Source organism: Maricaulis sp., from assembly GCF_030149425.1.
In the GTDB taxonomy this organism is placed as follows: Bacteria; Pseudomonadota; Alphaproteobacteria; order Caulobacterales; family Maricaulaceae; genus Maricaulis.
Map to the genome: position 1 here is coordinate 1 of NZ_JASBRQ010000023.1, position 22930 is coordinate 22930.

Genomic DNA, 22930 nt, shown 5'->3' on the forward strand with positions numbered 1-22930 from the left:
GGCTGCAGGCCGGCGATCAGGGTGGGCTCGAGCATGGCGCGGGCGGCGTAGATCGCAGCGGTGTAGCCTGCTGCGCCCGAGCCGATGATGATGAGGCGCGAGTGACGCGTGTCCGACATGGGTCTTCCTTAAGTCTTTTGAGTGCGCGGCGCAGGACGGCGCCGAGTCGTCTGACGCCTATATAAGACCTGTTTTCAAAATTGCCCGCCCAGCGTTGCAGTAACGCGTCGCAGGGCGGCGGTGCGGTCGGGTTATCAGCCCTCACCGGGCATCAGCGCGGCGACCATGTTCGGGTCGCGGCCGCCGGGCCAGCCGATATGGTCAAACACATTGGCGATGGAGGGGTCGCGGCTCAGCAGCAGGGCGCCATAGAGATGGGCCGAGCGGGTGCCGGACTTGCAGTGCATGACGACATCGCCCTGCGTGTTGTCGAGCAGTGCGGCCAGCTGGCCGGCGAGGGCCGGGGAGGCGCCATAGGCACCGCCGATCGGAAGTTCCAGATAGGTCAGGCCGCGCGCTTCCGCTTCCGCCTTGAGGTCAAAGGGCAGGCTGGCGGTCTCTTCCGGGGTGCGCGAGTTGACCAGCGCTTTGGCGCCACCCTCAACCCAGGCATCCAGGGCTGCAAGGTCGGGTTGGGCGGCGAGAATAATACGGTCGTGGCGGACCACTTCAGCGGCGGGCTGGCTCATGCACGTGTCTCCATCTTGGCACCGGATTGCGACATAGCGCGCCAGCGGCGCAGGACTATGTCGGCGACCCGGTCAGTCTCGAACAGGGGCGGGTAGGACCAGCGCTGCAGCTGGCCGAGATAGGGTTTGAGGGCGCCATGGCCTTCCAGGGCGGCGTGCAGGCAAGCAAACTTGCCCGGCTCTCCGGCCATCGGCAGGGCATAGACGGGATGGCCCGTGGCGGCGGCCTCGACCAGCATATTGGTCGATTCCTCCGTGACGAAGATCCAGTCGGCGGCGGCGAGAAAAGCGAAATAGGGGTTCTCGCCCTCGCCGTCGAAAAACCAGACCCGCTCACGATCCTTGAAGCTTTCGCGCAGCCGCTCGGCGACCGCATCGGGCGTGCGCCGCGACACGGTGATCATCAGGGCAATGCCCTGATCGTAAAGCTGGTGCAGCCGGCCCAGGAGATAATCCTGGATCTCGCCGGTCATCTCGAACCGCTTTGACTTGCCGCCAATGAGGATGGCGGCCCGCGGTCCGGGCAGGGCTTCGATCTGTGCCGCGAAGTCCTGCCGGGCAGTATTGAGCTGGTCCGGCGTGATGCGGTTGGGCGATCCGATCATGCTGATCGCATTGGGTTTGCGCAGCCGGTCGTGCTCGGGCGCCAGGATCAGGTCGAACTCATTATACTGGGTGCGCGGATCCTGGACGTAGACGAAGCAACAATCCGGGAAGATCTGACGATGTTTGCGGACCAGCGGAATGGCGGCCCGGCCGCAGCCGATCCAGAGGTCCGGCGGCGGGCTGTCGGGCAGGGTGACATAGCGATCCTTGCGCACCACGACCTTGTGGATCTCGGCGCCTGTGCCTTTGTCTGCACTCGCATGGGTGCGGCGCTGGACCGCTTCGGCCAGTCCCAGGGCCTGGTTCTCGATACCGCGGCGCCCATCGGATACGACCCAAATAATGGCCGGGGCGGGAGAGGAAAGCGTGTCGTCCATCACCCGGTTAGAAACTGCAGGACCGGTCGCGTCAAGCCGGGCGCATATCCGGGGTTGCGACACTTGTAACGCAGTGCTACAAGCGTAGCGACAACGCTATGAGGTGATCGCGTGAGCAAGGCAAATCCGGCGCAACCGTCCCAGTCCGAACTGGCCGTACTCAAACAGCTCTGGGCCGAGGGCGCACAAAGCGCGCGCGAGATCCACACCAAGGTCGAACCGGAAACCGGCTGGTCCTACTCCACCACCCGGACCCTGATCACCCGCATGGCCGACAAGGGCCTGGTCGCACGCAAGGATGTACACGGGCTCTCCGTGTTTGAAGCGAGCGTGGAAAAAGTCTCGCTGATGAGCGATCTGATCCGTGATTTCGCCTCCAAAGTGCTCGAACTCGACCAGCCACTCCCGGCCACCGCCTTTGCGTCCAGCCGCCTGTTCACGGAGGAGGAGGCGCAAGCGCTTTCCCGCCTGCTTGAGGAGGACGGGGAATGAGTGGTCTGGTCCAGGCAATCGTGCTCGGCGTCACCGTGTCGGTGCTGGCCGGGCTGGTGCTCCTGCTCGCCGCGCGCGTGTTTGAGCGCCATTTCGCGCCGCTCACTGACGAGGTCTGGCGCGCCTTCCGGATCCTGACCCTGCTCCCGGTTGTGGCCGCGCCGGTGATTCATTTCGTACCGCAAACGCGCGAGGTTGCGGTGCCGCAATACGAGATCGGCACGCCGGTCGAGTTTCACAGCTTGCATGTCGATAGCGCCGAACCCGTAGAGCCGGCGCCGGCCGGGCTGGCCTGGCCGTCGGCGTCGGCGCTCATGAGCATTCTCGGCGCGATTTATGGGCTGGGGTTGGGTCTGGCCCTGATCGGCTGCTGGCATCGCCACTGCACGCGCCAGCGCCTGCTTGCCGAGGCCCGGCCCGGTAGTCCGCAAATCGACGCCGTGTTGCGCGGTGCCGCCCATCTCAGCGGGACGCGCATGCCGGAATTGCTGGTGCGCGAGGATGTCGACAGCCCGGTCCTGACCGGCTGGCGCGAGATCATCCTGGCCCCGGCCGCCCTGGCCGAGGCGCCGCAAACCGCCCGGTTCGCCCTGCTGCACGAGCTGGTGCATCTGCGCCGCGGCGATGAGCGCGACCGTCTGATCGGCACGGCGTTGAAGACCGTGTTCTGGTTTCACTGGCCGTTGCGGCAGTTGGAATTCCACCTTGATGCGGCGCGCGAGATGGCCTGCGACGCCGAGGTGCTGGAGATTTTGGGAAGCGGGGCCCGCAAGCCCTATGCGGCTAGTTTGATCGGTCTCATGCAGGCGGCCTCTGCCCCCGCCTCAGCCTTCGGGGCCGATAACCGGAGACTTCGTGAAATGCGTATCAAAGCCATTTTGAACCGCCGCCCCCGCTCGGCGCGGTCTGCCTCGCTGATCGTGCTGGCCGCCAGCGCCGTGCTTAGCCCCGTCGCCCTGGCCCAGACCCTGATGACCGACCGTGTCGAACAGCAGGTACCGGTCTATGTCCAGCCCCTGCCGTCTGTCGCCCCGCTGGCCGAGCCCACCCCCGAGCCCACACCTGAACCTGCTGTTGGGCCGATCGCCGACCTCAGCGCCCTGCCTGCCGTTGCGCCCCTGGGCGAGCCAGTGCACCGGGCGACGTCCGACCCCCGTCCGGTGGTGCGCGCTGAGCCGGTAGCCGAGCCTAGCCCGGCACCGCAAGTGGAACCGGGACTGACCGCACCGTCCGGCGAGGTCGTGCTCGCCATGGCACCATCAGCGGATCGCTTGCCGCGGGTTATCGCCTCGGCCCCGGCCGGAGCCGGTCTGACAGCGTCTACACCTCGTTTCAGCCACACTGTGACTGATGGCCGTATCACCAGCCTGTATGGCGACCGCCCGGCGCGCCCGGCTGGCGCGCCGCGCATGCATCACGGCGTTGATGTCGCCGCGCCCCTGGGTACGGCTATCAATGCGCCCGGCGCCGGCGTCGTGACCCATGCCGATATGGGCTATGGCGGCTCGCAGCGCTGGGGCAATACGGTGGTCATTGATCACGGTGAGGGCTGGTCGACCCTGTATGCCCACATGCACACCATCAATGTCGAGGTTGGCGAGGTAGTGCAAGCGGGCAGCCGCATCGGCCGCGTCGGTTCGACCGGCGCCTCGACCGGACCGCATGTGCATGTCGAGCTGCGCTATAATGGCGAGCGCGTTGATCCGGGCGAGCACATTCCCGGCTTGCCGGCCCGCAATCAGCTGCAATAACGGGTTTGCGTTCCGGGGAGTTCTTTAGCCCGCTCCGCATTCCCAAAACCGGAACGCAAGAACGGCCGGAGTGGCAGCTCCGGCCGTTCATCTTCCCTGCCTGAATAGGCGGTTGTCAGAGCCAGGCGACTGTCACGATCTCGTAGGACTTCAGCCCGCCGGGCGCGTTGACCTCGACGACATCGCCGACTTCCTTGTTGATCATGGCGCGGGAGATCGGCGAGGAGATGGAGATCTTGCCGGCTTTCACATCGGCTTCGTCATCACCCACGATCTGGTACGTCGACTCTTCCTCTGTATCTTCGTCGAACACGGTCACGGTGGCACCGAACTTCACCTGCTCGCCACTCATGCGTGACACGTCGATGACCTGCGAGCGGGCCAGCTTGTCCTCGAGTTCGGCCAGACGGCCCTCGATGTAGCCCTGGCGCTCCTTGGCGGCGTGATACTCCGCATTCTCGGACAAGTCGCCGTGTTCGCGCGCCTCAGCAATCGCCGCAATGACGGCGGGGCGTTCCACGGTTTTCAAATGTTTCATTTCTTCGTCGAGGGCCTGGTGACCCGCGGCGGTCATAGGGATCTTGTTCATGCGACCACTTATCTTCGGGAGAGCACAAAACGCTAGCGCTGCGCGCTGTCGCTATCAAGAGTAGGTTTGCAGTCCGCCCCATGCAAGCGCACCGGGACATGCAGACGCTGCCAGTCCTCGGTTTCGCGCGGTCTGGTTGTTTAAAGGGGCCAGATTTGCTATCCTTGCGCGTCTCGAGATGCGTCAGTGCAGAGATTGCCAGCGAACGTTCGCATTGCTTGTCACCCTCAATTTAAACACGGGAAAGGTGGTGCGTTATGACGTCCTCACATACGAATGATGTGACCCTCAAATCTGATCTGATCGAGAATATCGAATATATCGACGGAACGTTTCTGATCTCCGACGGTCAGCCCTACGAGTCCGGACCGACGCCGAAAAACCTGGGCAATGGCGTCTGGCAGGTGACGGTGAATTGCGGCCGGCACAAAACCTCCGATGTGGCTGATGCTTTCAACGACGCCTGCGGCGGGCAGTACCACGAATATGCCGGCTATCACGGCGGCGGTACGCCGGATGAGCTGAACTTCATGTATGCGCTCAAGGTGACCTTCGCCAATGCAGCGCCGGTGACGCTCTATCTCGGCCAGGGCAGCTCGTCCTCGCGCAATAACTGGTGGATTGGCGGCGCCAATGTGATCAATGACGGCAAGGCCGATTTGATCCTGATCTCCAACGATCAGCCGGTACAGCTGTTGCGGCTGAGCGGTGGCGTGTCGAATTTCGATTTCGAATCGATTGCTGCCGGTGCAGGTGCAGCACGGGTCATGGCCGGCGCCGGCTAACCCTCGCTGTAGCGCTGCGACAAGAAACCGGCCGCTCCTCGTCAGGAGCGGCCGATTTTTCGTCAGACATTATAGGATTGCAGCGATTGCGGCTCGAGCGCTCCGTCATCGATCCGGCGGATCGAGGCGATGGCCGCGCGGGCCGCTGATGCCGTCGTGTAGCAGGGGATCTTCATGTCCAGCGCCGTGCGGCGGATGGAATAGCTGTCCAGGTGTGACTGGCGTCCCTCGGTCGTGTTGAAGATCAGCTGGACCTCGCCATTTTTCATCAGATCGACGATGTGCGGCCGGCCCTCAAACACCTTGTTGACGCGCGTCACCGGAACGCCGGCATCCTCGAATGTCGTGGCCGTTCCACCGGTCGCCAGAATGGTGAAGCCGAGCATCACCAGCACCCGGGCCGGATCGATCATCGCCGCCTTGTCGCTTTCCTTCAGCGAGATGAAGACCGCGCCGGTGCGCGGCAGGGCGATGCCTGCGCCAAGTTCCGCCTTTGCAAAGGCGGCTTCGAACAGCGTGTCGATCCCCATCACCTCGCCGGTGGAGCGCATTTCCGGACCCAATACCGGGTCAACGCCCGGGAAGCGCGCAAACGGCATCACGGCTTCCTTGACCGAAACATGTTTCGGCGCCGGGTCGGTCAGGTTGAAGTCGGACAGCTTTGCGCCGGCCATGACTTTGGCCGCCAGCTTGGCGACCGGCTCACCGATCGCCTTGGCGACGAAAGGCACAGTCCGCGAGGCACGCGGATTGACCTCGAGCACGTAGATGGTGTCGTCCTTGACGGCGAACTGGACATTCATCAGCCCGCGCACGCCGATCGCCTTGGCCATTTCCACGGCCTGACGCTTGAGCTCGGCGATCATCTCGTCGGACAAGGAATAGGGCGGCAGCGAGCAGGCACTGTCGCCGGAGTGCACGCCGGCTTCCTCGATATGCTGCATCACGCCGGCCACCCAGACATCCTCACCATCACAAATGGCGTCGACATCGATCTCGTCGGCATCGGTCAGATAGCGGTCGAGCAGGAGCGGGGAATTACCCGAGACATTGACCGCCTCACGCAGATAGCGCTCGAAACTGTCGGTCTCGCGGACGATTTCCATGGCCCGGCCACCGAGGACGTAGGACGGGCGCAGGACCAGCGGGAAGCCAAGCTTTTCCGCGGCCGCGCGGGCCTCTTCTTCGGAGCGTACAATCGCGTTGGGCGGCTGTTTCAGCCCAAGATCATCGAGCAATTGCTTGAAGCGGTCGCGGTCCTCGGCGAGATCAATGGCATCCGGCAGGGTGCCCAGGATCGGCACGCCTTCCGCTTCCAGCTCTCCGGCCAGTTTCAGCGGCGTCTGACCGCCATACTGGACGACGACGCCGAGCAGCTCGCCATTCTCGCGCTCCTTGTCGATCAGCTCGAGCGTGTCCTCGATGGTCAGAGGCTCGAAATAGAGGCGGTCCGCGGTGTCGTAATCGGTCGAGACGGTTTCCGGATTGCAATTCACCATGATGGATTCAAGGCCCATCTCGGCGAAGGCAAAGGCGGCGTGACAGCAGCAATAGTCAAACTCGATGCCCTGGCCGATCCGGTTCGGGCCGCCGCCGAGAATGATGGCTTTCTTCGCCCCGGTCGGCTCGCTCTCGCAATCGGCGACGCCGTCATAGCCCGGGGTTTCATAGCAGGAATACATGTAGGGCGTGGCGGCACGGAATTCGGCGGCGCAGGTATCCACGCGCTTGAAGACCGGGCGGACGCCGAGATCGCGCCGGGCCTTGCGGACCTCCGCCTCGGTCTTGCCGGACAGCTGCGCCAGGCGGGCATCGGCAAAGCCCATCATCTTGAGCTGGCGGAAGGCCTTGGCGTCCGCCGGCAGGCCCATGGTCGAGACCTCATTCTCAGCATGCACCAGGGCTTCGATCTGGCGCAGGAACCAGGGCTCATACAGCGAGGCGCGTTCGACTTCATCCAGCGTCAGGCCTTCGCGGAAGGCTTGGGCGATGACACGCAGGCGGTCCGGCGTCGGATTGGTCAGGGCGGCGCGCACCGCTTCCTTGCGGGTGGCCTCATCGGTTGCTTCATCGGCGCCCGGGATATCGATCTCGTCAAACCCGTCCAGGCCGGTTTCCAGCGAGCGCAGGGCTTTCTGCATGCTTTCCTGGAAAGAGCGGCCAATGGCCATGGCCTCACCGACCGACTTCATCGACGTGGTGAGGTTGGAATCGGCACCCGGGTATTTCTCAAAAGCGAAACGCGGGATCTTGGTGACGACATAGTCGATCGTCGGCTCGAAGCTCGCCGGGGTGGCGCCGGCGGTGATGTCATTGGCGATCTCGTCGAGCGTATAGCCAATGGCCAGCTTGGCTGCGACCTTGGCAATCGGGAAGCCGGTCGCCTTCGAGGCCAGGGCCGAGGATCGCGAGACGCGCGGGTTCATCTCGATGACGACCAGGCGGCCATCCTTCGGGTTGACCGCGAACTGAACATTGGACCCGCCGGTCTCGACGCCGATTTCGCGCAGGACCGCAATCGAGGCGGTCCGCATGATCTGGTATTCCTTGTCCGTGAGGGTCAGGGCCGGAGCGACGGTGATCGAGTCGCCGGTATGCACGCCCATCGGATCGATATTCTCGATCGAGCAGATGATGATGCAATTGTCCGCCTTGTCGCGGACGACCTCCATCTCGAATTCCTTCCAGCCGACAATGGATTCCTCGACCAGGATTTCCGTCACCGGCGAGGCATCGAGCCCGCTCTGGCAGATCGTGCGGTATTCCTCGATATTATAGGCGATGCCGCCGCCGGTGCCGCCCAGGGTAAAGGACGGGCGGATAATGGCCGGCAGGCCGATCTCGCTCATCACCGCTTCCGCTTCCGCCATCGAGTGCACGACGCGCGAGCGCGGGCTCTCCAGACCGAGCTTGTCCATGGCGGCCCGGAAACGCTCGCGGTTTTCCGCCTTGTCGATAACGTCTGCCTTGGCGCCGATCATCTCGACACCGAACAGGTCGAGCACGCCGCGCTTGTCGAGTTCCAGGGCGCAGTTCAGCGCCGTCTGGCCGCCCATGGTCGGAAGCAGCGCATCCGGGCGCTCCTTCTCGATCACCTTGGCGACCATTTCCGGCGTGATCGGCTCGATATAGGTCGCATCCGCCAATTCCGGATCGGTCATGATGGTGGCCGGGTTGGAATTGACCAGTACGACCCGGTAGCCCTCTTCCTTCAGCGCCTTGACCGCCTGAACCCCGGAATAATCGAATTCGCAGGCCTGGCCGATAACGATCGGGCCGGCGCCGATGATGAGAATGGAGTTCAGGTCGGAACGTTTGGGCATGGGCGGTCCTGCTCACGTGCGTGCGCGTTCCACCCCGCCGGAAAGTCCCGGAGGAGCGTGTCGCGCTTGAATTGGATGCTGAGAGGGGGTCCTAGCCCGGATTCGAAGAGAAGGCGAGAGGGCAGATGCGGATAAGCGCGCTGCGCGGCAGTTTTAGTGCCGCGCCCGCAATCCGAACCAGAGCGAGATATCGTCCCTGGCATAGGTCGAATGCCCGGCTTCCCGCGTATAGCGGGTCGCGAGCGTCGCCCCGGCTCCACCCGGGACGGTCCAGTTCAGATTGACCTCGGCCGATATTTCTCGCCCGGATGGTGTCAGCGCCCCGGTGCGCTGTTCGAACACCAGTTCACCGTTATCATTGACCGCGACCGGCATGTCGGCGCGGATCATGCCGCGTTCTGCACGCAAGGGCTGGCTGATATGCAGTCCGAGCGCGCCATTACCCAGCGGGCGCGACAGGGCCAGCGACCAGGCGCTCGCTAGTGGCGGCTCGATCACCTCCATACTTCCGGGCATGGCCAGCTCCGGATAGGCCAGCTCGACCCGGGCCGAGCCCTGCCAATTCCCCTGTACGGGACCGCTCCACGCCACGGCCGCAAAAGCCGTGCGGCTGTGATGTGAGCCCGCGGCCAGCGTCTGGCTGCCCATGGCGCTGCGGGCCTCGACGACATTCCCGGTTTCCATGGCGATCTGGTGATCATCTATGCGGCGGGCCAGGGAGACGGCCTGGAAGCCCGCCGCGCCATTGCCCGAGGTGCGCAGACCGATCTCCCAGGCGCCCGGCGACCAGCTGGCGGCACCCCAGCTGCGCTGCAGGCCAAGCTGCGCCGTTGCGCCCACATGGGCGGTACCGCCGAGCACAGCCTGCTGCGTGCCGTCGATTGTACCGGGCGCACCGAAGCCGCGTCCGGCGCGGACTCGCCAGTCACCCTGGCGCGTGTCGAAGGCAAAACCGGGCTGTTGCCGAGTCATTTCCGCATCAAGTTGGCTGAAGGGCTGCAGCTCCGGTTGCGGCTCGAGCAGGCTTGCACTTGTGAAGGGCGTCAGCGCGATATGGCGGACCTGGTCGGTGGTCCGCCGGGCGGCCTGTTCCAGCGCCGGTAGCATGGTTGGCAGATAGGTCTGCGTGCGCAGATAGGCATTGACCGAAAAGGCCCGGTCGTAATCATCAAGGAATACCGCGTCCTCGAACAGGGCGGTATGGCGGGTCCAGTCGCCAAAGGCGCCGTCGGTATCGTCGATCAAACCGGCGATGCCGAGCGTGGATTTGCCGTCACTGAGCGCCATTTGCGCATTGCCCTGCGGCGCGAAAGCCGCTTCCAGGTCCGGCGCGCCGTGGCCATAGATGTCATCGACTCCGGGATCGCCGAGATCGCGGGCTGTGTCATAGAGGAGCTGCAGCGCCTCGATCGGCGTCATGTTGGGGAAGTGGCCGAGGATCAGAGCCAGGGCGCCGGCGATATGCGGCGCCGCAGCCGATGTGCCATTGGCATTGCCGGTGAGCGCTTCGGACAGCGCGATATAGATGTCAGCGCCAGGGGCGGAGATGGCGAAATTGGCCAGATCACCGGCCCGGGCCGAGAACCCGGCGATCTGTGAATTCTGATCGATCGCCGGGACAATGACGAGATGCCCGTTCATCTCCGCATTGTCGGCAAAGATCTGCGGCACCGAAGTGGTGATCCGGTTTTCCAGTGGTGTGCTGGGATTGAAATTGCCCGCGGCAATCGACACGACAATGCCGGCACTGGCAGCCCGTTCCAGGGCGGCCCGGATCGCATTGCCATTGCTTTCGTAGAATTCTGGCGGCCGGCCGAGAGAGATATTGATCACATCGGCGCCCTGGTCGACAGCATAATCGATGGACAGGGCAAGGTCGGTTTCGGTGTAGAGTGGGAAGCTTGAGCCCGGATTGGAGGCATCCTCGACGCCGCGGTCGACGCGGATCGCCAGCACGGTCACCTCGGGCGCGACGCCATGGGTGCCGACATCATTGCGGTTGGCGGCAATCACCGAGGCGACCAGGCTGCCGTGGCCGTTATTGTAGTCACCGACCGTGCCGCCCTGTTGTTCCCAGATCGACACTGAATTAGGCGCCAGGCGTCCGGCAAACTCCGGCAGTGATGCGTCAATCCCGCTATCGATGACCGCAACGGTGACGCCAGCGCCAAAGGCGCCCTCGGCATAGGCGTGGGAGGTGTTCATCAGACCCAGCCCGTACTGGGCCTGGTATTCCGCCGTCTCGAAGGCAGCCGGCCCGGTCACCGGGGGCGGCGGTGGCGGCGGAGGGGGCGGGGGAGGCGGCGGATCAACGATGTTGGCGGATGATCCGCCGCTGGCGCAGGCGCTGGCCATGACCATTACCGCTAGAATTGAACCGGCCGTGCGGAGCGCTGTCCAAGCGCGTCGGCATGTGTGCAGCATAGGCGTCTCCCCCAAGACGAATAAGGCCAGCGGCAAGGTTCAACCGCCGGCGAGGCGTGCCCGGGTTAAAACATGCAGTGGTGTATGTATTGCCGTCCTGTCCGGTGAATTACACTTTGGCAATGATGCCGGCGGGCAGGCTGACAGTAACGCTTCAGCGTGGAGGGTCGCCGATCAGGAAGCGCATATAGGGGGCGAAGTCCTGCATCCGCTCGTCGAAGGAACGGCGCTGATGCACTTGGGCTGCATAGACGCCGAGTTGGTGCAGGTAGAGCATTTGCGAGCGCAGGCGGGCCTCCCGGTCCGGGCGGCCAAGGGCTTTGAACAGATCGAAAAAGACCTGAGTGCGCTGGTCATCCACCTGGTAGACCGCGTCACGGACCTGGGTCGAGATTTTCGCCCAGTCACGAACCGCGAGTTCAAATTCCGGATCAAACCGGTCTTGGCGGATGAGGACTTCAAACCCGGTATGAAACGCATTCCAGGCGTCCTGCGCACTCATACCCGGAACCGGGGCATCAAAGAATTGGTTCTCCTGCTGCCACTTCTCCAGCAGACCGTCGAACATCGCCGCCCGGTTGCCGAAATGGTGGTAGAAGCCGCCACGCGATACCCCAAGCCGTGTCGCCATGACGTCGACCTTCACCCCGGAAATGCCGCTTTCGATAAGCAGGTCACGGGCCGCGGCGAGCCATTGGTCGGAACTGATTTTGGCTACAAGATTGGCCATTCGGGAACCTTGGGAGATGGCGCGCTAGATCGCTATGACTATAGGTCGGCAGCGTCGAGCCAATCAATGGTTTGAGTTATAACTCAAGCGCTTGTGAACATACCCCTGTCCGCGGATTCAGGCCCGCCTGTCCGCCAGCCCGAGATTGCGCCACAGCATGGGTTGAACGCTGGCACGCGTACCGGTGACACGCGGCTCGACCAGCCAGTGCGCGCGTTCATGCGCCAGGGTGACGATCGCCGCCTGCTGTAGCAGGCGCGCTTCGGCGCTGAAATAGGTCTGAGCCCGCAGCGCCGGGTCATTCTCCGCCCGCGCAGCCTGCATGATGGCCGCAAACTCGTCATCGACCCAGTTGAAATTGGCGGCAAAACCGCTGGGGCCGAACGGGTCGAGCATGAAGAAGGGGTCGGATTTCAGGCCGCGATTGAAACCGGCCACGGCGATATCGAAATTACCGGCATCGACAGCCTGGTAGAGGTCGGTGGGATAGCTGACGAGGATCTCCGTCTCGACCCCGATGCGGCGCCAGTCATCGGCCAGCGCAACGGCCACGCGTTCGCCCATGCCGGTTGTGGTGCGGATCTCCAAAGGCCGGGAGAACTGGAAACTGTCAGGCGCAGGCGGCGGCGTATTGGGGCTGCCCTTGAGCACGCCGGGGGCCGGGCTCGCCGCGCCGGCATAGATCTCGCGAGCGATAAAGTCCCGGTCCACGGCACGCGACAGCATGATCCGGTTGGCGCGCTGGTCCAGCGGGGAGCGGGCATGGTTGAGCTTGAGATAGCGCAGGATCGGCGCCTCAAAGCCGCGCAGCCGGTCACCCAATTCCCCGCGCAGGAAAGCAATCTGGTTGGCGGGCGGACTCTGGGCCAGGTCGAGCTCTCCGGCCCGGAACAGGCGCACCCGGGTGGCATCATCGCGCACCGACAGGACATCGATACGCGGAATGGCGACGCTGCTGCGCCCATAATAATGCGGGTTGCGCGACAGGCTGATCGCGCTCGTGCTGACGCTGGCAATGGTATAGGCGCCGGACGACACCCAGTATTCCGGCTCGATCCAGTCATCACCCAGGCGCTCGATTTGGTGTCTCGGAACCGGATAGAATTCGCGCATCAGAACCGGAAAAAGCCCAAGCGGGGTGGTCAGGCGGAAGGAGACCATGCGGTCATTCAGCGCCGTGACGCCCAGAGCCTGCGGCGTGACCTCGCCTGCGAGGGCGGCGCGGGCGTTCTCGACGGCGTAGAAATCGCCGAGATCGGAAAAGCTTTCAGCGGGATCGACCAGGCGCTGAGCCGACCAGACTATATCATGCGCGGTCAGCGGGCGGCCATCGGACCAGGCCAGCTCCTCGCGCAAGGTGAAGGTCCAGACCAGCCCGTCCGGGCTGACGCTCCAGCTTTCCGCCAAGCCCGGCGCCAGTTCGCCATCCGGGCCGTAATCTGTCAGCCCGGCATGAACCTGATAATAGATCAGCGCCGCCGCCGAGAGTTCTCCGCGCGCCGGATCAAGGCTGTCGGGCAGGTCGGTGACGCCGACGCGCAAGGTGTCCGCCGGTATTTCATTGCGCCCACAGGCCGCCAGCGCAGCGGCGGACAGGACAACAGATCGGCGGTTAAGCGAAAATGGCATGACGCGACGCTAGCGCGCTTCGCGGCAATGAGGCCAGCGCAATCGATCCGCCTAGCGCAATTCCGGCAGACGCAGCTGCAGCGAGCGCCGGCGCCGGTCATACCAGATTGCCAGCGGGCTGTGTTTCTGGTCCAGCTGTGTCACGAAGGGCAGGCCGGTCTGACGTTCGACAGCCGCGGTGAGATCCGGGTCACGATCGAACTGGTGGATCACCGGCGGCATGAAGCCATCGGGCCGCACCAGCCGGTCATCCCGGGTAATGGTCAAGGCGTCGAGATGGGCGCCGATGGTGGAGACGCGTTCGTGATTGGCGACCACCTTTGCCTCTACCAGACCATCATGGACTGCGAGATTGAGCGCGGCCTGATCGGCCCCGAAGGCACTGGCCACGGCGCTGCGCGGGATCAGGTTGAGGTTGAGCATGGCGCGAACCAGTCTTGCCAGAGCTGCCCGCGTCCCCAGCATAGCCCCGCCGCACAGGGCGGGCTGGTCCTTGATGCGGGCAAAGGCGTCGGCGCCATAGGCGCGGCGTGTCCATTTCTTCGACGCGGAATGCTCAGCCAGCGTCCCGATCTCGCGTTCCTGATAGACTTCCAGTTCGTGCTCGACCGGCAGCGAAAACGGCGAGGCCTGGAACATCACATCGCGGACATCGCAGGTGAAAACCCGGCCCCAATCGCGTTTCAGTTCCAGCATGGAGAGCAGGTAGGCAAAGCGCCGGGTGACAATATGAACATCCGATCGCTTGCTGCGCGGCACAATGAAAGCGTCGATCGAGTGGTCTCGAAGATACTCGATGATCGGGGCATCTTCATTAACGATCAGGACAGCCGGACCGTCATGATGCCGCCGCAGCGAGCGGGTGAAAATCTGGACTTCCTCCGGCGTGTAGCTGGTCGCACAGCCGGTAATGACATCGCCGTCCTGCGGACCATGGGCCTGATACGAGCCGCTATGGTCGCGCGAAAGCCAAGTATCGAGCCAGGATCTGTATTGCATGGGCCTGCCGCTGCGCTGACGACGGATACAGTGTGCAGATTAATCGAAGTCTGCGGTTGTGGAACCGTGTTTTCGGAGGGGTTGCAGGTAAAATCGGCGGGCCTTACCGGCAATAGCCTTGCGTGCCCTGTTCGCTCGCCTGCAGGTAAGCGCAGACCCGGTCGCGAACACTCCACGCGTGCAGGTGATTGTCACGGATAGGCGGAAGGTCGAGATCTATCCACTCCACCACACCCTCTCGGACACCGATCCAGTAGCGCCGGTCTGCGATCAAGCCGCAATCATTGCCATAAGGCGTGCATTCAAAGCTTGGTGTGACTTTGATCCCGACAAGCGCATAGCCTGGCCCGGCGGGAAAGCGCTGGACCAGCTCATAACGCTCGGGCAGTTGCTCGTAATAGCTTGGCCAAGCCGGAAGGCGATCACCCACGCGGATGGTGCGAAGCTCCCCGGGATAGGTCGAGAGACGATTGATCTCGTCCGGTTCCAGCGTGTAGCCGCTGATTGCCTGGTCCAGCCATCCCTGCGGCCAGGTGAAAACCGTACGGCTTGATGTTGGCGCTGGGCGTGTGAGCGTAGTGGTGAGGGCCAAGCGTGGCTGCTGGTCATCATTGCCAGGCGGATTAACAAAACGGGCAAAGCGTGCAGGACCGTTCAGTCGCAATCTCTCCAGCCGCGCCATCAGGCTGTCGAAGCCATCGCTATATGGCGGCGCACCTAATGGCCAGGCGTCGATGGCCAGGCGATCGAAATCAGAGAGCTGATCCTGATCCAGTGCCCAGGCGAGCGTGCCATCGATAAAGACGAAGGCGTGGTTTTGACGATAAATACGCTGATAATCCCGATGCTGGCGGAACGGGGATTCAATGGCCTGGTAGACATCCGTATTGCCGGCATACTGGCCGCGACCGCGATATCCCTGAATGATCTCAATGCGTTGATCATTATGGTGGAAGCTGAAAACCGGGATCAGGCGGACGCCGTCCTGGTGGAGCTCAAGAAACCGGCCGAGCTCGGCGCCACTCAGGCCGGCCAGCTCGCTTGCATCGGCCACGCGGATGTCGCGGTATCCAAGGACTTCGTCCTCAGCCACCCAGCTGTTCCGGAGGTCCTCCTGGAAAACACGGGTTGCCTGCTCACGCCGCTCCGCGGCATTGGTGCTGCAGCCAGCCACGATCATCAGGCCTGCCATTAAAAGCGGGAGAATGGGGAGCCGGTGTGCAGTAAGGCCTTGCATGGAAGCAGGCTAGCACGGCTCTACCCAAAGTCGATATGGGCCGACTTAACCCGCCCGGACTGTGGTGCCAGAGTTGTGCTGACGGCCATGCGCTCGATATTCAGCCGTCCGGCTTAGCCATCATCGGGAATTCGGTGGAACTCGACATCCGGGCCGTCTTCGACTTCCAGTTCGATTGTTTCCCGGGTCTCCAGCGAGGGCGCTGCGAAGATCAGGGTCATGGCCAGGGCCGCGATCACCAGAGCGGCACCGCTGAGCAGGCCGTAGATATAGGTTTTCGGGATTGTCAGCGTCGGCATGTCCGGCACCGGGTGCTGGTCTGTCGGTGCCGCGGCGAGGCGCAGGGGTGTGACTGAAAGCCGATAGCCAATGCGCGGCAATGTCTTGATCAGATCGCGATCGCCGAGCAAGTGGCGCAGGCGCGAGATGGCCTGGGTCAGGGCTTCGTCCGACCCGTCTTCATCCCAGACCGTGTCGAGGAACTCATCTCGCGTCACCGCTTCGCCATTGCGCTGGACCAGCAGGGCAAGTACGCCAGCAATGCGCGGCTCCAGCCGCTTCTGCTCCGCCCCGATCTGAAGCAGACCTTCGCTGATCTCGACCTGGACAGCGTCCAGTGCATACCAGGTAGGGCGTTCAGCGTTCGAGGTCATATCTATCCAAAACGTTTTCGACAGGTCGTCAGCGACCCTTTGCGGCACTCCTGACCTATCACAGACATGAAAGGTCGTATTATGAAGTTACAGACATTTGTCCAACGCGCCTTGATTGCCGGCGCCATGGCGCTCGGTATAAGCGCGGCGGCTCTCGCTGATACCGGTGCGCGCGAACGGCTGGCGGATGCGTTTGACGGGCAAGTGGCGGACGGTTTCACAGGCTATGTCATCGTCATTCGCAATGGTGAGGTCGTGTTTGAAAACGGGGCCGGCAGCGCTCGCCAGGATGCCAGTGCCGAGCATCATTTCGACATCGCCTTTTCGCGCGATACCCAGCTCGATATCGCCTCGATCACCAAGACGGTGACCGGCATTCTTGCAGCCGAACAGATTGCTGCCGGACATCTCGATCCGCAGGCCCCGCTCGACACCTATCTGGACGTGGCCGGTTCGACGATTGCGCAGCTGACCACGCATCAATTACTGACCCATAGCGCCGGGCTGGTGGATATTCTCGGCGACGATCATGAAGCGGTATCTCTGGATGAGATTGTCCGGCGCGCGGCCAGGACCGAGCTGCTGTATGAGCCGGGAAGCACCTATCGCTACTCCAATCTCGGTTACAGCCTTGCCGCTGCCGTGCTCGAACGTGTTACCGGGCAAAGCTATGAAACCCTGGTCATGCAGACGCTGTCTGCACATGGCGCTGCAGCGACGGGCTATGCCGAGGCCTATGACCCCGCTCGCTCTGTCCTGTCGGCTCAGGGTGAAGGCGTGATCGATCTGTCGTGGGGCGGCCACGCGCCCGGCGGCAATCTGATCGGCAATGGCGGGCTGGTCTCCAGCGCCGGCGACATGGCGGCCTGGCTTGGCGCTTTTTCACGCAGCGAGCTCGTCTCCGAGCACGCCCGTGATCTCGTCCGCACGCCCTATATCGACGAGACCGGTGAAGAGCGGTCCTATTACGGGTATGGCCTGGTGGTCGAGCAGCACGACCGGCTCGGCACGATCTACTGGCACAATGGCGGTAGCCGGCACTTCAACGCCCATTGGCGCGAGCTGCCCGACCAGGGCGTGCTGATCATCGCCCTCGCCAATCAACCGCCTGCCGCCGCCGACTTCATGGTCGGTGCGATGCAACGCGCCTTGTTCTTGCAGTAGCCCGGAGGGTTAGATCAGGCCTGTTCGCTGGCCTTCAGCGAGCCGACAAAACCCTTGAACACGCCGAAACTGTCCTGCGGGCCTGGGCTGGCTTCGGGGTGGTGCTGGACGGCCTGGACCGGTTTGTCGGCGAGCTTGAAGCCGCAATTGGTGCCGTCGAAGAGCGAGACATGGGTCTCGATGGCGCCGTCCGGCAGGGAGGCGCCGTCCACGGCGAAGCCGTGGTTCATGGAGACGATCTCGACCTGGCCGGTTTCGTGGTTCTTGACCGGGTGATTGGCGCCATGATGGCCCTGGGCCATCTTGATCGTCTTGCCGCCGACCGCCAGGGCCAGCATCTGGTGGCCCAGGCAAATGCCCAGCATCGGCGTGCCGGCCTCGATCAGGCCTTGCAGCGTCGGCAGGGCGTACTCGCCGGTTGCAGCCGGGTCGCCCGGACCATTGGAAACAACGACACCGTCCGGGGACAGTTTCAGCACGTCCTCCGCGCTGGTCTTGCCCGGAACCACCGCGACACGGGCACCGGCATCGACCAGAAGGCGCAGGATATTGGCCTTCACACCATAATCGAGCACGACCACACGCGGTCCGTTTTCCGGGCCTTCGGCAAAGCCCTCATTCCAGCTCCAAGCGCCCTGGTCCCAGTCGTCCGCGCTTTCGCGGGCGACATCGGCGGCCAGTTCGCGGCCTTCCATCGAGGTGGCGCCAGCTGCGGCGGCCTTGAGCGCGTCAATGTCGATCCCGCCGGCCGGATCATAGGCGATGGCGCACATCGGCATGCCATGCTCGCGGATACGGCGGGTCAGGGCGCGCGTATCAATGCCGGAGATGGAGACGATACCGCGGGCCCGCATCCATTCGTCAAAGGCCTGTTCGGCGCGATAATTGGCCGGCGGCGTGATCTCGACCCGGCTGACCATGCCGACCGCGGCCTTCTTGGCCGGTGCGCTGGCGGCTTCCTCATCTTCCGGATTGGCGCCGACATTGCCGACATGCGGGAAGGTGAAGCACACGACCTGGCCGGCATAGGAGGGGTCAGCGAGGATTTCCTGATGCCCGGTCATCGCCGTGTTGAAGCAAAGCTCGCCGGTGGCCATGCCGGTTGCCCCGCTCCCGGTGCCGACGAAAACGCTGCCATCAGCCAGCGCGAGGGCGGCGGTCGGACGGTCGGCTTGCATATCGGACATGGGGCGATCTCCTGTTTGGCGCCTTATGACGCGGAATCGCGCCGACGTCGACCGGTGGATAAACGGCCGGGTGACTAGTCTGTCCTAGACCTCGGGTCAATACCGGGTAACCTGCCGCGATCGCCGTCGCGAAAAGTGTCTTGATTCTTTCACACAGACGGCATAATCACCCGCTCCTTGGTTTGGGGAGGCGCGCTTTTGAAGCGCTGCAATAATGAGTGCCAGACCACGAAGGATTTGAAGCACGCGTTAAACGTCAGTTGCGTCGACAAAAAAAGCCACCCACATAAAGGCAGATCACGCAGGTTTGGCAGTGTGCCGAAGCAAAGCGAGTTAATCTCATGAAGCTCCGCGACCGGATTTCCGCAGAACTCAAAACCGCCCTGAAGGCGAAGGACAAGGCCCGTCTGTCGACGCTGCGTCTGATTTCTGCGGCCATCAAGGACCGTGACATCGCTGCCCGCGCGGAAGACCGCTGCGGTGGCTGCGAGGAAACTGAAATCATGGCCATCCTGCAAAAGCTGCAAAAGCAGCGCGAGGAAAGCGCCGACACATATGAAAAGGCCGGTCGTCTCGACCTCGCCGAAGCCGAGCGTGGCGAAGCCGCGATCGTGGCCGAATTCCTGCCCAAGCCGATGGATGATGGCGAGATCGCCGATGCAACGGCCGGCGTGGTCTCCGAGCTGGATGCCAATGGGCTGAAGGATATGGGCCGTTGCATGGCGGAGCTGAAAACCCGCTATGCCGGGCGCATGGATTTCGGCAAGGCCGGGGCCAAGGTCAAGGACCTGCTGACCGGCGCTGCGTAAAGCACTAGTGACGCGGCCGGTTTTTCCGGCCAACCTGTCCGGCTGATCGGGGCAGGAAGGCAGGCAGGAGCGCGATGCGCCTGGGCGAAGACTTCATTGACGAAATCAAGGGACGTGTGCGCCTGTCCGATCTGGTCGGGCGGTCCGTCCAGCTGAAGCGCCAGGGCCGCGAATTTGTCGGCCTGTCGCCCTTCAAGAAGGAGAAGACGCCCTCCTTCTACGTCAATGATGACAAGCGCTTCTACCATTGCTTCTCCTCCGGCAAGCATGGCGATGCCTTCTCCTGGCTGCAGGAGATTGAGGGGCTGTCCTTCATGGAGGCGGCGGAGCGTTTGGCGGCCGAGGCCGGCTTGTCCCTGCCTGAGTCTGACCCGCAACACGAAGAGCGCACCCAGCGGCGCAAGTCCCTGGTCGAATGGATGGAGGCGGCGCAGGCCTTCTTTCTGCGCTCCCTGCGCGCGCCACAGGCCGAACACGCACGCGACTATCTCAAGGGCCGCGGTCTGACCGGGCTCGATTGCAAGCATTTCGGGATCGGCTATGCCCCGGCCGGGCGCCACGACCTCAAGGACGAGCTGGTTAGTGCGGGGGCGCCGGTCGATGATCTCATCGAGTGCGGGCTGTTGATCCAGCCCGATGATGGTTCGCCCTATGACCGTTTCCGGGACCGCATCATGTTCCCGATCCATGATCCGCGCGGGCGGCTGGTGGCCTTTGGCGGGCGGGCGCTGTCGAAGGATGTGCGGGCGAAATATCTCAACTCGCCGGAGACGCCGATCTTCCATAAGGGCTCGGTGCTCTACAATTTTCCCAAGGCGCGCCGCGCTGCGGCCGACCCCAAGGCGGGCGCCAAGGGTCTGATCGTCGCTGAGGGTTATCTCGATGTGATCGCCCTGGCCCGGGCCGGACTGGAACAGGCTGTGGCCCCGCTGGGGACGGCCGTGACCGAGGAGCAATTGCAATTGCTCTGGCGGGCGGGTGATGAGCCGGTGATGTGCCTGGACGGTGACCGCGCCGGACAAGCCGCTGCCCTGAAGGCTGCCGAGCGGGCTCTGCCCCTGCTGGAGCCGGGGCGGACGCTGCGCTTTGCTTTCATGCCGGAGGGGCAGGACCCCGATGATGTGCTCAGTGCCAGCGGGCCCAAGGCGCTGCATGGCCTGGTCGAGGATACCCGCGCCCTGATCGACGTGCTCTGGGAGCATGAGGTGGAGCTGGAACCCCTGACCGACCCGGACCGCCGCGCCGGATTCCGCAAACGCATTCGGGCGCTGACCTCGACCATCGCCAACAACGATGTGCGCGAGGAATACAAGGCCGAGTTTGAGCGCCGCATGGACGCGGCCTTCGGGCCGCCACGCCGCGAGCAGGGCTATCAGGGGCGGGGCGGACAGCGCGACTGGCGCGGCGGGCGCCAGGTGCGCTTGGGGGCCTCAGCGGAGATGAAGCGGCGGCTGGGTGTGCAGCAGGGCCGTGTCGACGCAGCCGATCTGCGCCGGGGCGTGACCAATACCAATGGCATGATGCTGCTTGTCGCGCTCCTGGAATGGCCCGATCTAGTCGAGGAATTGATTGAAGAAATCGCACTTATTTCCTTTGGTCCGCTTGACAATTTGCGTGACGGCGTTTTAGACGCATGCTCTCTCGGACCGGCTGTGTCTTCCAGCGAGCTTCAGGCAGAGCTTCTGTCGCGCGGATTTGCGCAAGATATTAAACGCTTGGAAGTCAATCGGGGGCCCATGCGGGCGACTATAGGTGGACCAGACGCTTCAGTTGCGGTGCGAGCCGGGGCTTGGAGACGGCTGGCTTCTGTCTATATGAGACAGTGTGGCAGCCAGGAGCAGCGCGAGGAATTGCGCGCGCTCGCAGAGAAGAAAATCACAGAGAATGACTCCGAAAGCGTTCGAAGCATCAGCGAAGCCTATCGCCGCGAGAACGCCAGAGACGAGTCCGATTGAGACGAAATCAAATCGCGCACCAGCCACTCGTGCGATCAGGGACGATTAGATGACCAAGCCGGCCGAAGCCAACGAAGCATCGGAACAACAAGACGGACCGCTGCTCGATCTGACCGATCAGACCGTCAAGAACTTCATCAAGAACGCCAAGAAGCGCGGCTACGTCACGCATGACGAGCTCAATGCCGTGCTGCCGAGCGAGGAGTTCTCGTCTGAGCAAATCGAGGACGTGCTCGCACAGCTCTCCGAGATGGGCATCAATGTCATCGACAAGGATGATGATGCCGAGGAGGACCGTGACGAAGATGGCGCTGCGGCTCCCGCCAGCGACAGCAAGGCTGTCGCCACGGCGGCGAAGACTGCGGTCACCGGCCAGAATACCGGCTCTTCCGCCGATCGTACCGATGACCCGGTGCGGATGTATCTGCGCGAGATGGGTTCGGTCGAGCTGTTGTCCCGCGAAGGCGAGATCGCTATTGCCAAGCGCATCGAGGCCGGCCGAAATGCGATGATCCGCGGCCTGTGCGAAAGCCCGCTGACCTTCGAAGCCATCATGGTGTGGCGCGAAGAGCTGCAGGAAGGCCAGGTCCTGCTGCGTGACATCATCGATCTCGACGCGACCTATGGCGGTCAGCAAGGCGAGAGCGAGGAAGAGGGCGAAGGCGAGGGCGAGACCGCTGAAGGCGAGACCCCGATCCCGGCCACCGGTCCCAAGGCGGATGATCCTGACGACGAGGATGGAGACGACGCCAAGGCCGAAGGCGAAGAGGGTGAAGAGGGCGAGAGCTCCGAAAACTCGGACGATGACGATGACGATGACGGCGCCGCCCTGTCGCTTTCCGCGATGGAAGCGGAGCTGCGCGACGGCGTCATGGAAACCCTTGATTCCATCGCCACCGACTTTGCCGCTTTCCGCAAGCTGCAGGACAAGCTCGTTGCCGCGCGTATCGAAGGCAAGGACCTGACCAAGCAGAGCCGCGAGAAATACGAGGCGACGCAGAATTCCATTGTCACCCACCTCAACACCATGCACCTCAACAACGCCCGTATCGAGGCGCTGGTTGAGCAGCTCTACGCCATCAACAAGGAGCGCATGTCGCTCGAGGGCAAGCTGCTGCGCATGGCTGACGCCCATGGTGTGCCGCGGGCCCAGTTCATGGACAGCTATTTCGGCAATGAGCTGAGCCCCGACTGGCCGCAATCCATGGCCGGCACGTCCAAGGCCTGGGACCGTTTCATCGAGCGTGAAGCGACCGATGCCAATGCCATCCGTGACGAGATCGCCGATCTGACCCAGCGCGCCGGCGTGCCGATCGAGGATCTGCGCCGCATTGTGCGTACCGTGCAGAAGGGCGAGCGCGAGGCCCGCGTGGCCAAAAAGGAAATGGTCGAGGCCAATCTGCGTCTCGTCATCTCCATCGCCAAGAAATACACCAATCGCGGCCTGCAATTCCTCGACCTGATCCAGGAAGGCAATATCGGCCTGATGAAGGCCGTCGATAAGTTCGAATACCGCCGCGGTTACAAGTTC

Annotated in this window: 19 protein-coding genes; 7 read left to right on the plus strand and 12 right to left on the minus strand. The window is 63.3% G+C overall.

All coding sequences use genetic code 11. The annotated features are described in order from the left end of the window. The 3 genes from Q1V57_RS15890 to Q1V57_RS03850 all read right to left on the minus strand — a co-directional run. On the minus strand, positions 1 to 119 hold a 119-nt coding region (locus tag Q1V57_RS15890), incomplete at its 3' end, for an FAD-binding protein (RefSeq protein WP_366145068.1). A 135-nt stretch (positions 120 to 254) separates the two neighbouring features. Further along, the gene (locus tag Q1V57_RS03845) at positions 255 to 689 is read right to left on the minus strand and encodes a sulfur transferase domain-containing protein (RefSeq protein ID WP_300527711.1); all 435 of its coding nucleotides are present in this window, start codon (positions 687 to 689) and stop codon (positions 255 to 257) included. Continuing rightward, positions 686 to 1672: a mitochondrial fission ELM1 family protein gene (locus Q1V57_RS03850; protein WP_300527712.1), complete on the minus strand. Its 987-nt coding sequence runs from the start codon at positions 1670 to 1672 to the stop codon at positions 686 to 688. The genes Q1V57_RS03845 and Q1V57_RS03850 overlap by 4 nt, the downstream gene beginning before the upstream one ends. Positions 1673 to 1783: 111 nt before the next feature. On the opposite strand from Q1V57_RS03850, the gene Q1V57_RS03855 reads away from it, so the two are divergent. Together Q1V57_RS03855 and Q1V57_RS03860 are read left to right on the plus strand one after the other, a co-directional pair. Next, a complete protein-coding gene (locus Q1V57_RS03855; RefSeq protein WP_300527714.1) occupies positions 1784 to 2164 on the plus strand; it encodes a BlaI/MecI/CopY family transcriptional regulator in 381 nt (126 codons plus the stop codon). Then, positions 2161 to 3915, plus strand: a complete 1755-nt coding sequence (locus Q1V57_RS03860) for a M23/M56 family metallopeptidase (protein ID WP_300527716.1) — start codon at positions 2161 to 2163, stop codon at positions 3913 to 3915. The genes Q1V57_RS03855 and Q1V57_RS03860 overlap by 4 nt, the downstream gene beginning before the upstream one ends. A 115-nt stretch (positions 3916 to 4030) precedes the next feature. On the opposite strand, the gene greA is transcribed toward Q1V57_RS03860, so the two are convergent. After that, the gene (greA, locus tag Q1V57_RS03865) at positions 4031 to 4504 is read right to left on the minus strand and encodes a transcription elongation factor GreA (protein ID WP_300527717.1); all 474 of its coding nucleotides are present in this window, start codon (positions 4502 to 4504) and stop codon (positions 4031 to 4033) included. A 257-nt stretch (positions 4505 to 4761) separates the two neighbouring features. On the opposite strand from greA, the gene Q1V57_RS03870 reads away from it, so the two are divergent. Continuing rightward, complete coding sequence (locus Q1V57_RS03870) at positions 4762 to 5289, plus strand: hypothetical protein (protein ID WP_300527718.1); 528 nt, start codon at positions 4762 to 4764, stop codon at positions 5287 to 5289. A gap of 62 nt (positions 5290 to 5351) precedes the next feature. Here Q1V57_RS03870 and carB read toward each other — a convergent pair whose 3' ends face one another. The 7 genes from carB to Q1V57_RS03905 form a co-directional block, all read right to left on the minus strand. Continuing rightward, complete coding sequence (carB, locus tag Q1V57_RS03875) at positions 5352 to 8612, minus strand: carbamoyl-phosphate synthase large subunit (RefSeq protein ID WP_300527719.1); 3261 nt, start codon at positions 8610 to 8612, stop codon at positions 5352 to 5354. Positions 8613 to 8765: 153 nt separating this feature from the next. After that, complete coding sequence (locus Q1V57_RS03880) at positions 8766 to 10877, minus strand: S8 family peptidase (RefSeq protein ID WP_300527721.1); 2112 nt, start codon at positions 10875 to 10877, stop codon at positions 8766 to 8768. A gap of 313 nt (positions 10878 to 11190) precedes the next feature. Next, positions 11191 to 11766: a TetR/AcrR family transcriptional regulator gene (locus Q1V57_RS03885; RefSeq protein WP_300527723.1), complete on the minus strand. Its 576-nt coding sequence runs from the start codon at positions 11764 to 11766 to the stop codon at positions 11191 to 11193. Positions 11767 to 11883: 117 nt separating this feature from the next. Then, positions 11884 to 13395, minus strand: coding sequence for a peptide ABC transporter substrate-binding protein (locus Q1V57_RS03890; protein WP_300527724.1), 1512 nt, complete (start codon positions 13393 to 13395; stop codon positions 11884 to 11886). Between the two features lie 51 nt (positions 13396 to 13446). After that, complete coding sequence (locus Q1V57_RS03895; protein WP_300527726.1) at positions 13447 to 14394, minus strand: hypothetical protein; 948 nt, start codon at positions 14392 to 14394, stop codon at positions 13447 to 13449. Positions 14395 to 14497: 103 nt separating this feature from the next. After that, positions 14498 to 15574: a hypothetical protein gene (locus Q1V57_RS03900; protein ID WP_300527728.1), complete on the minus strand. Its 1077-nt coding sequence runs from the start codon at positions 15572 to 15574 to the stop codon at positions 14498 to 14500. Between the two features lie 170 nt (positions 15575 to 15744). After that, a complete protein-coding gene (locus Q1V57_RS03905) occupies positions 15745 to 16284 on the minus strand; it encodes a winged helix-turn-helix domain-containing protein (RefSeq protein ID WP_300527730.1) in 540 nt (179 codons plus the stop codon). Between the two features lie 81 nt (positions 16285 to 16365). Here Q1V57_RS03905 and Q1V57_RS03910 point away from each other — a divergent pair, with 81 nt between their 5' ends. Then, the gene (locus Q1V57_RS03910; RefSeq protein WP_300527733.1) at positions 16366 to 17448 is read left to right on the plus strand and encodes a serine hydrolase domain-containing protein; all 1083 of its coding nucleotides are present in this window, start codon (positions 16366 to 16368) and stop codon (positions 17446 to 17448) included. A gap of 14 nt (positions 17449 to 17462) precedes the next feature. Here Q1V57_RS03910 and carA read toward each other — a convergent pair whose 3' ends face one another. After that, a complete protein-coding gene (gene carA, locus Q1V57_RS03915) occupies positions 17463 to 18635 on the minus strand; it encodes a glutamine-hydrolyzing carbamoyl-phosphate synthase small subunit (protein WP_300527736.1) in 1173 nt (390 codons plus the stop codon). A gap of 341 nt (positions 18636 to 18976) precedes the next feature. Between carA and Q1V57_RS03920 the strand changes: the two genes are divergently transcribed. From Q1V57_RS03920 to Q1V57_RS03930, 3 genes are all read left to right on the plus strand, one after another. Next, complete coding sequence (locus Q1V57_RS03920) at positions 18977 to 19444, plus strand: GatB/YqeY domain-containing protein (protein ID WP_300527739.1); 468 nt, start codon at positions 18977 to 18979, stop codon at positions 19442 to 19444. 74 nt (positions 19445 to 19518) lie between these two features. Beyond that, entirely contained in the window at positions 19519 to 21399 is a 1881-nt protein-coding gene (gene dnaG, locus Q1V57_RS03925; protein WP_300527742.1) for a DNA primase, read from the plus strand. 49 nt (positions 21400 to 21448) lie between these two features. Next, positions 21449 to 22930, plus strand: a 1482-nt coding sequence (locus Q1V57_RS03930; RefSeq protein WP_300527745.1) for a sigma-70 family RNA polymerase sigma factor, incomplete at its 3' end; no start/stop codon positions are given.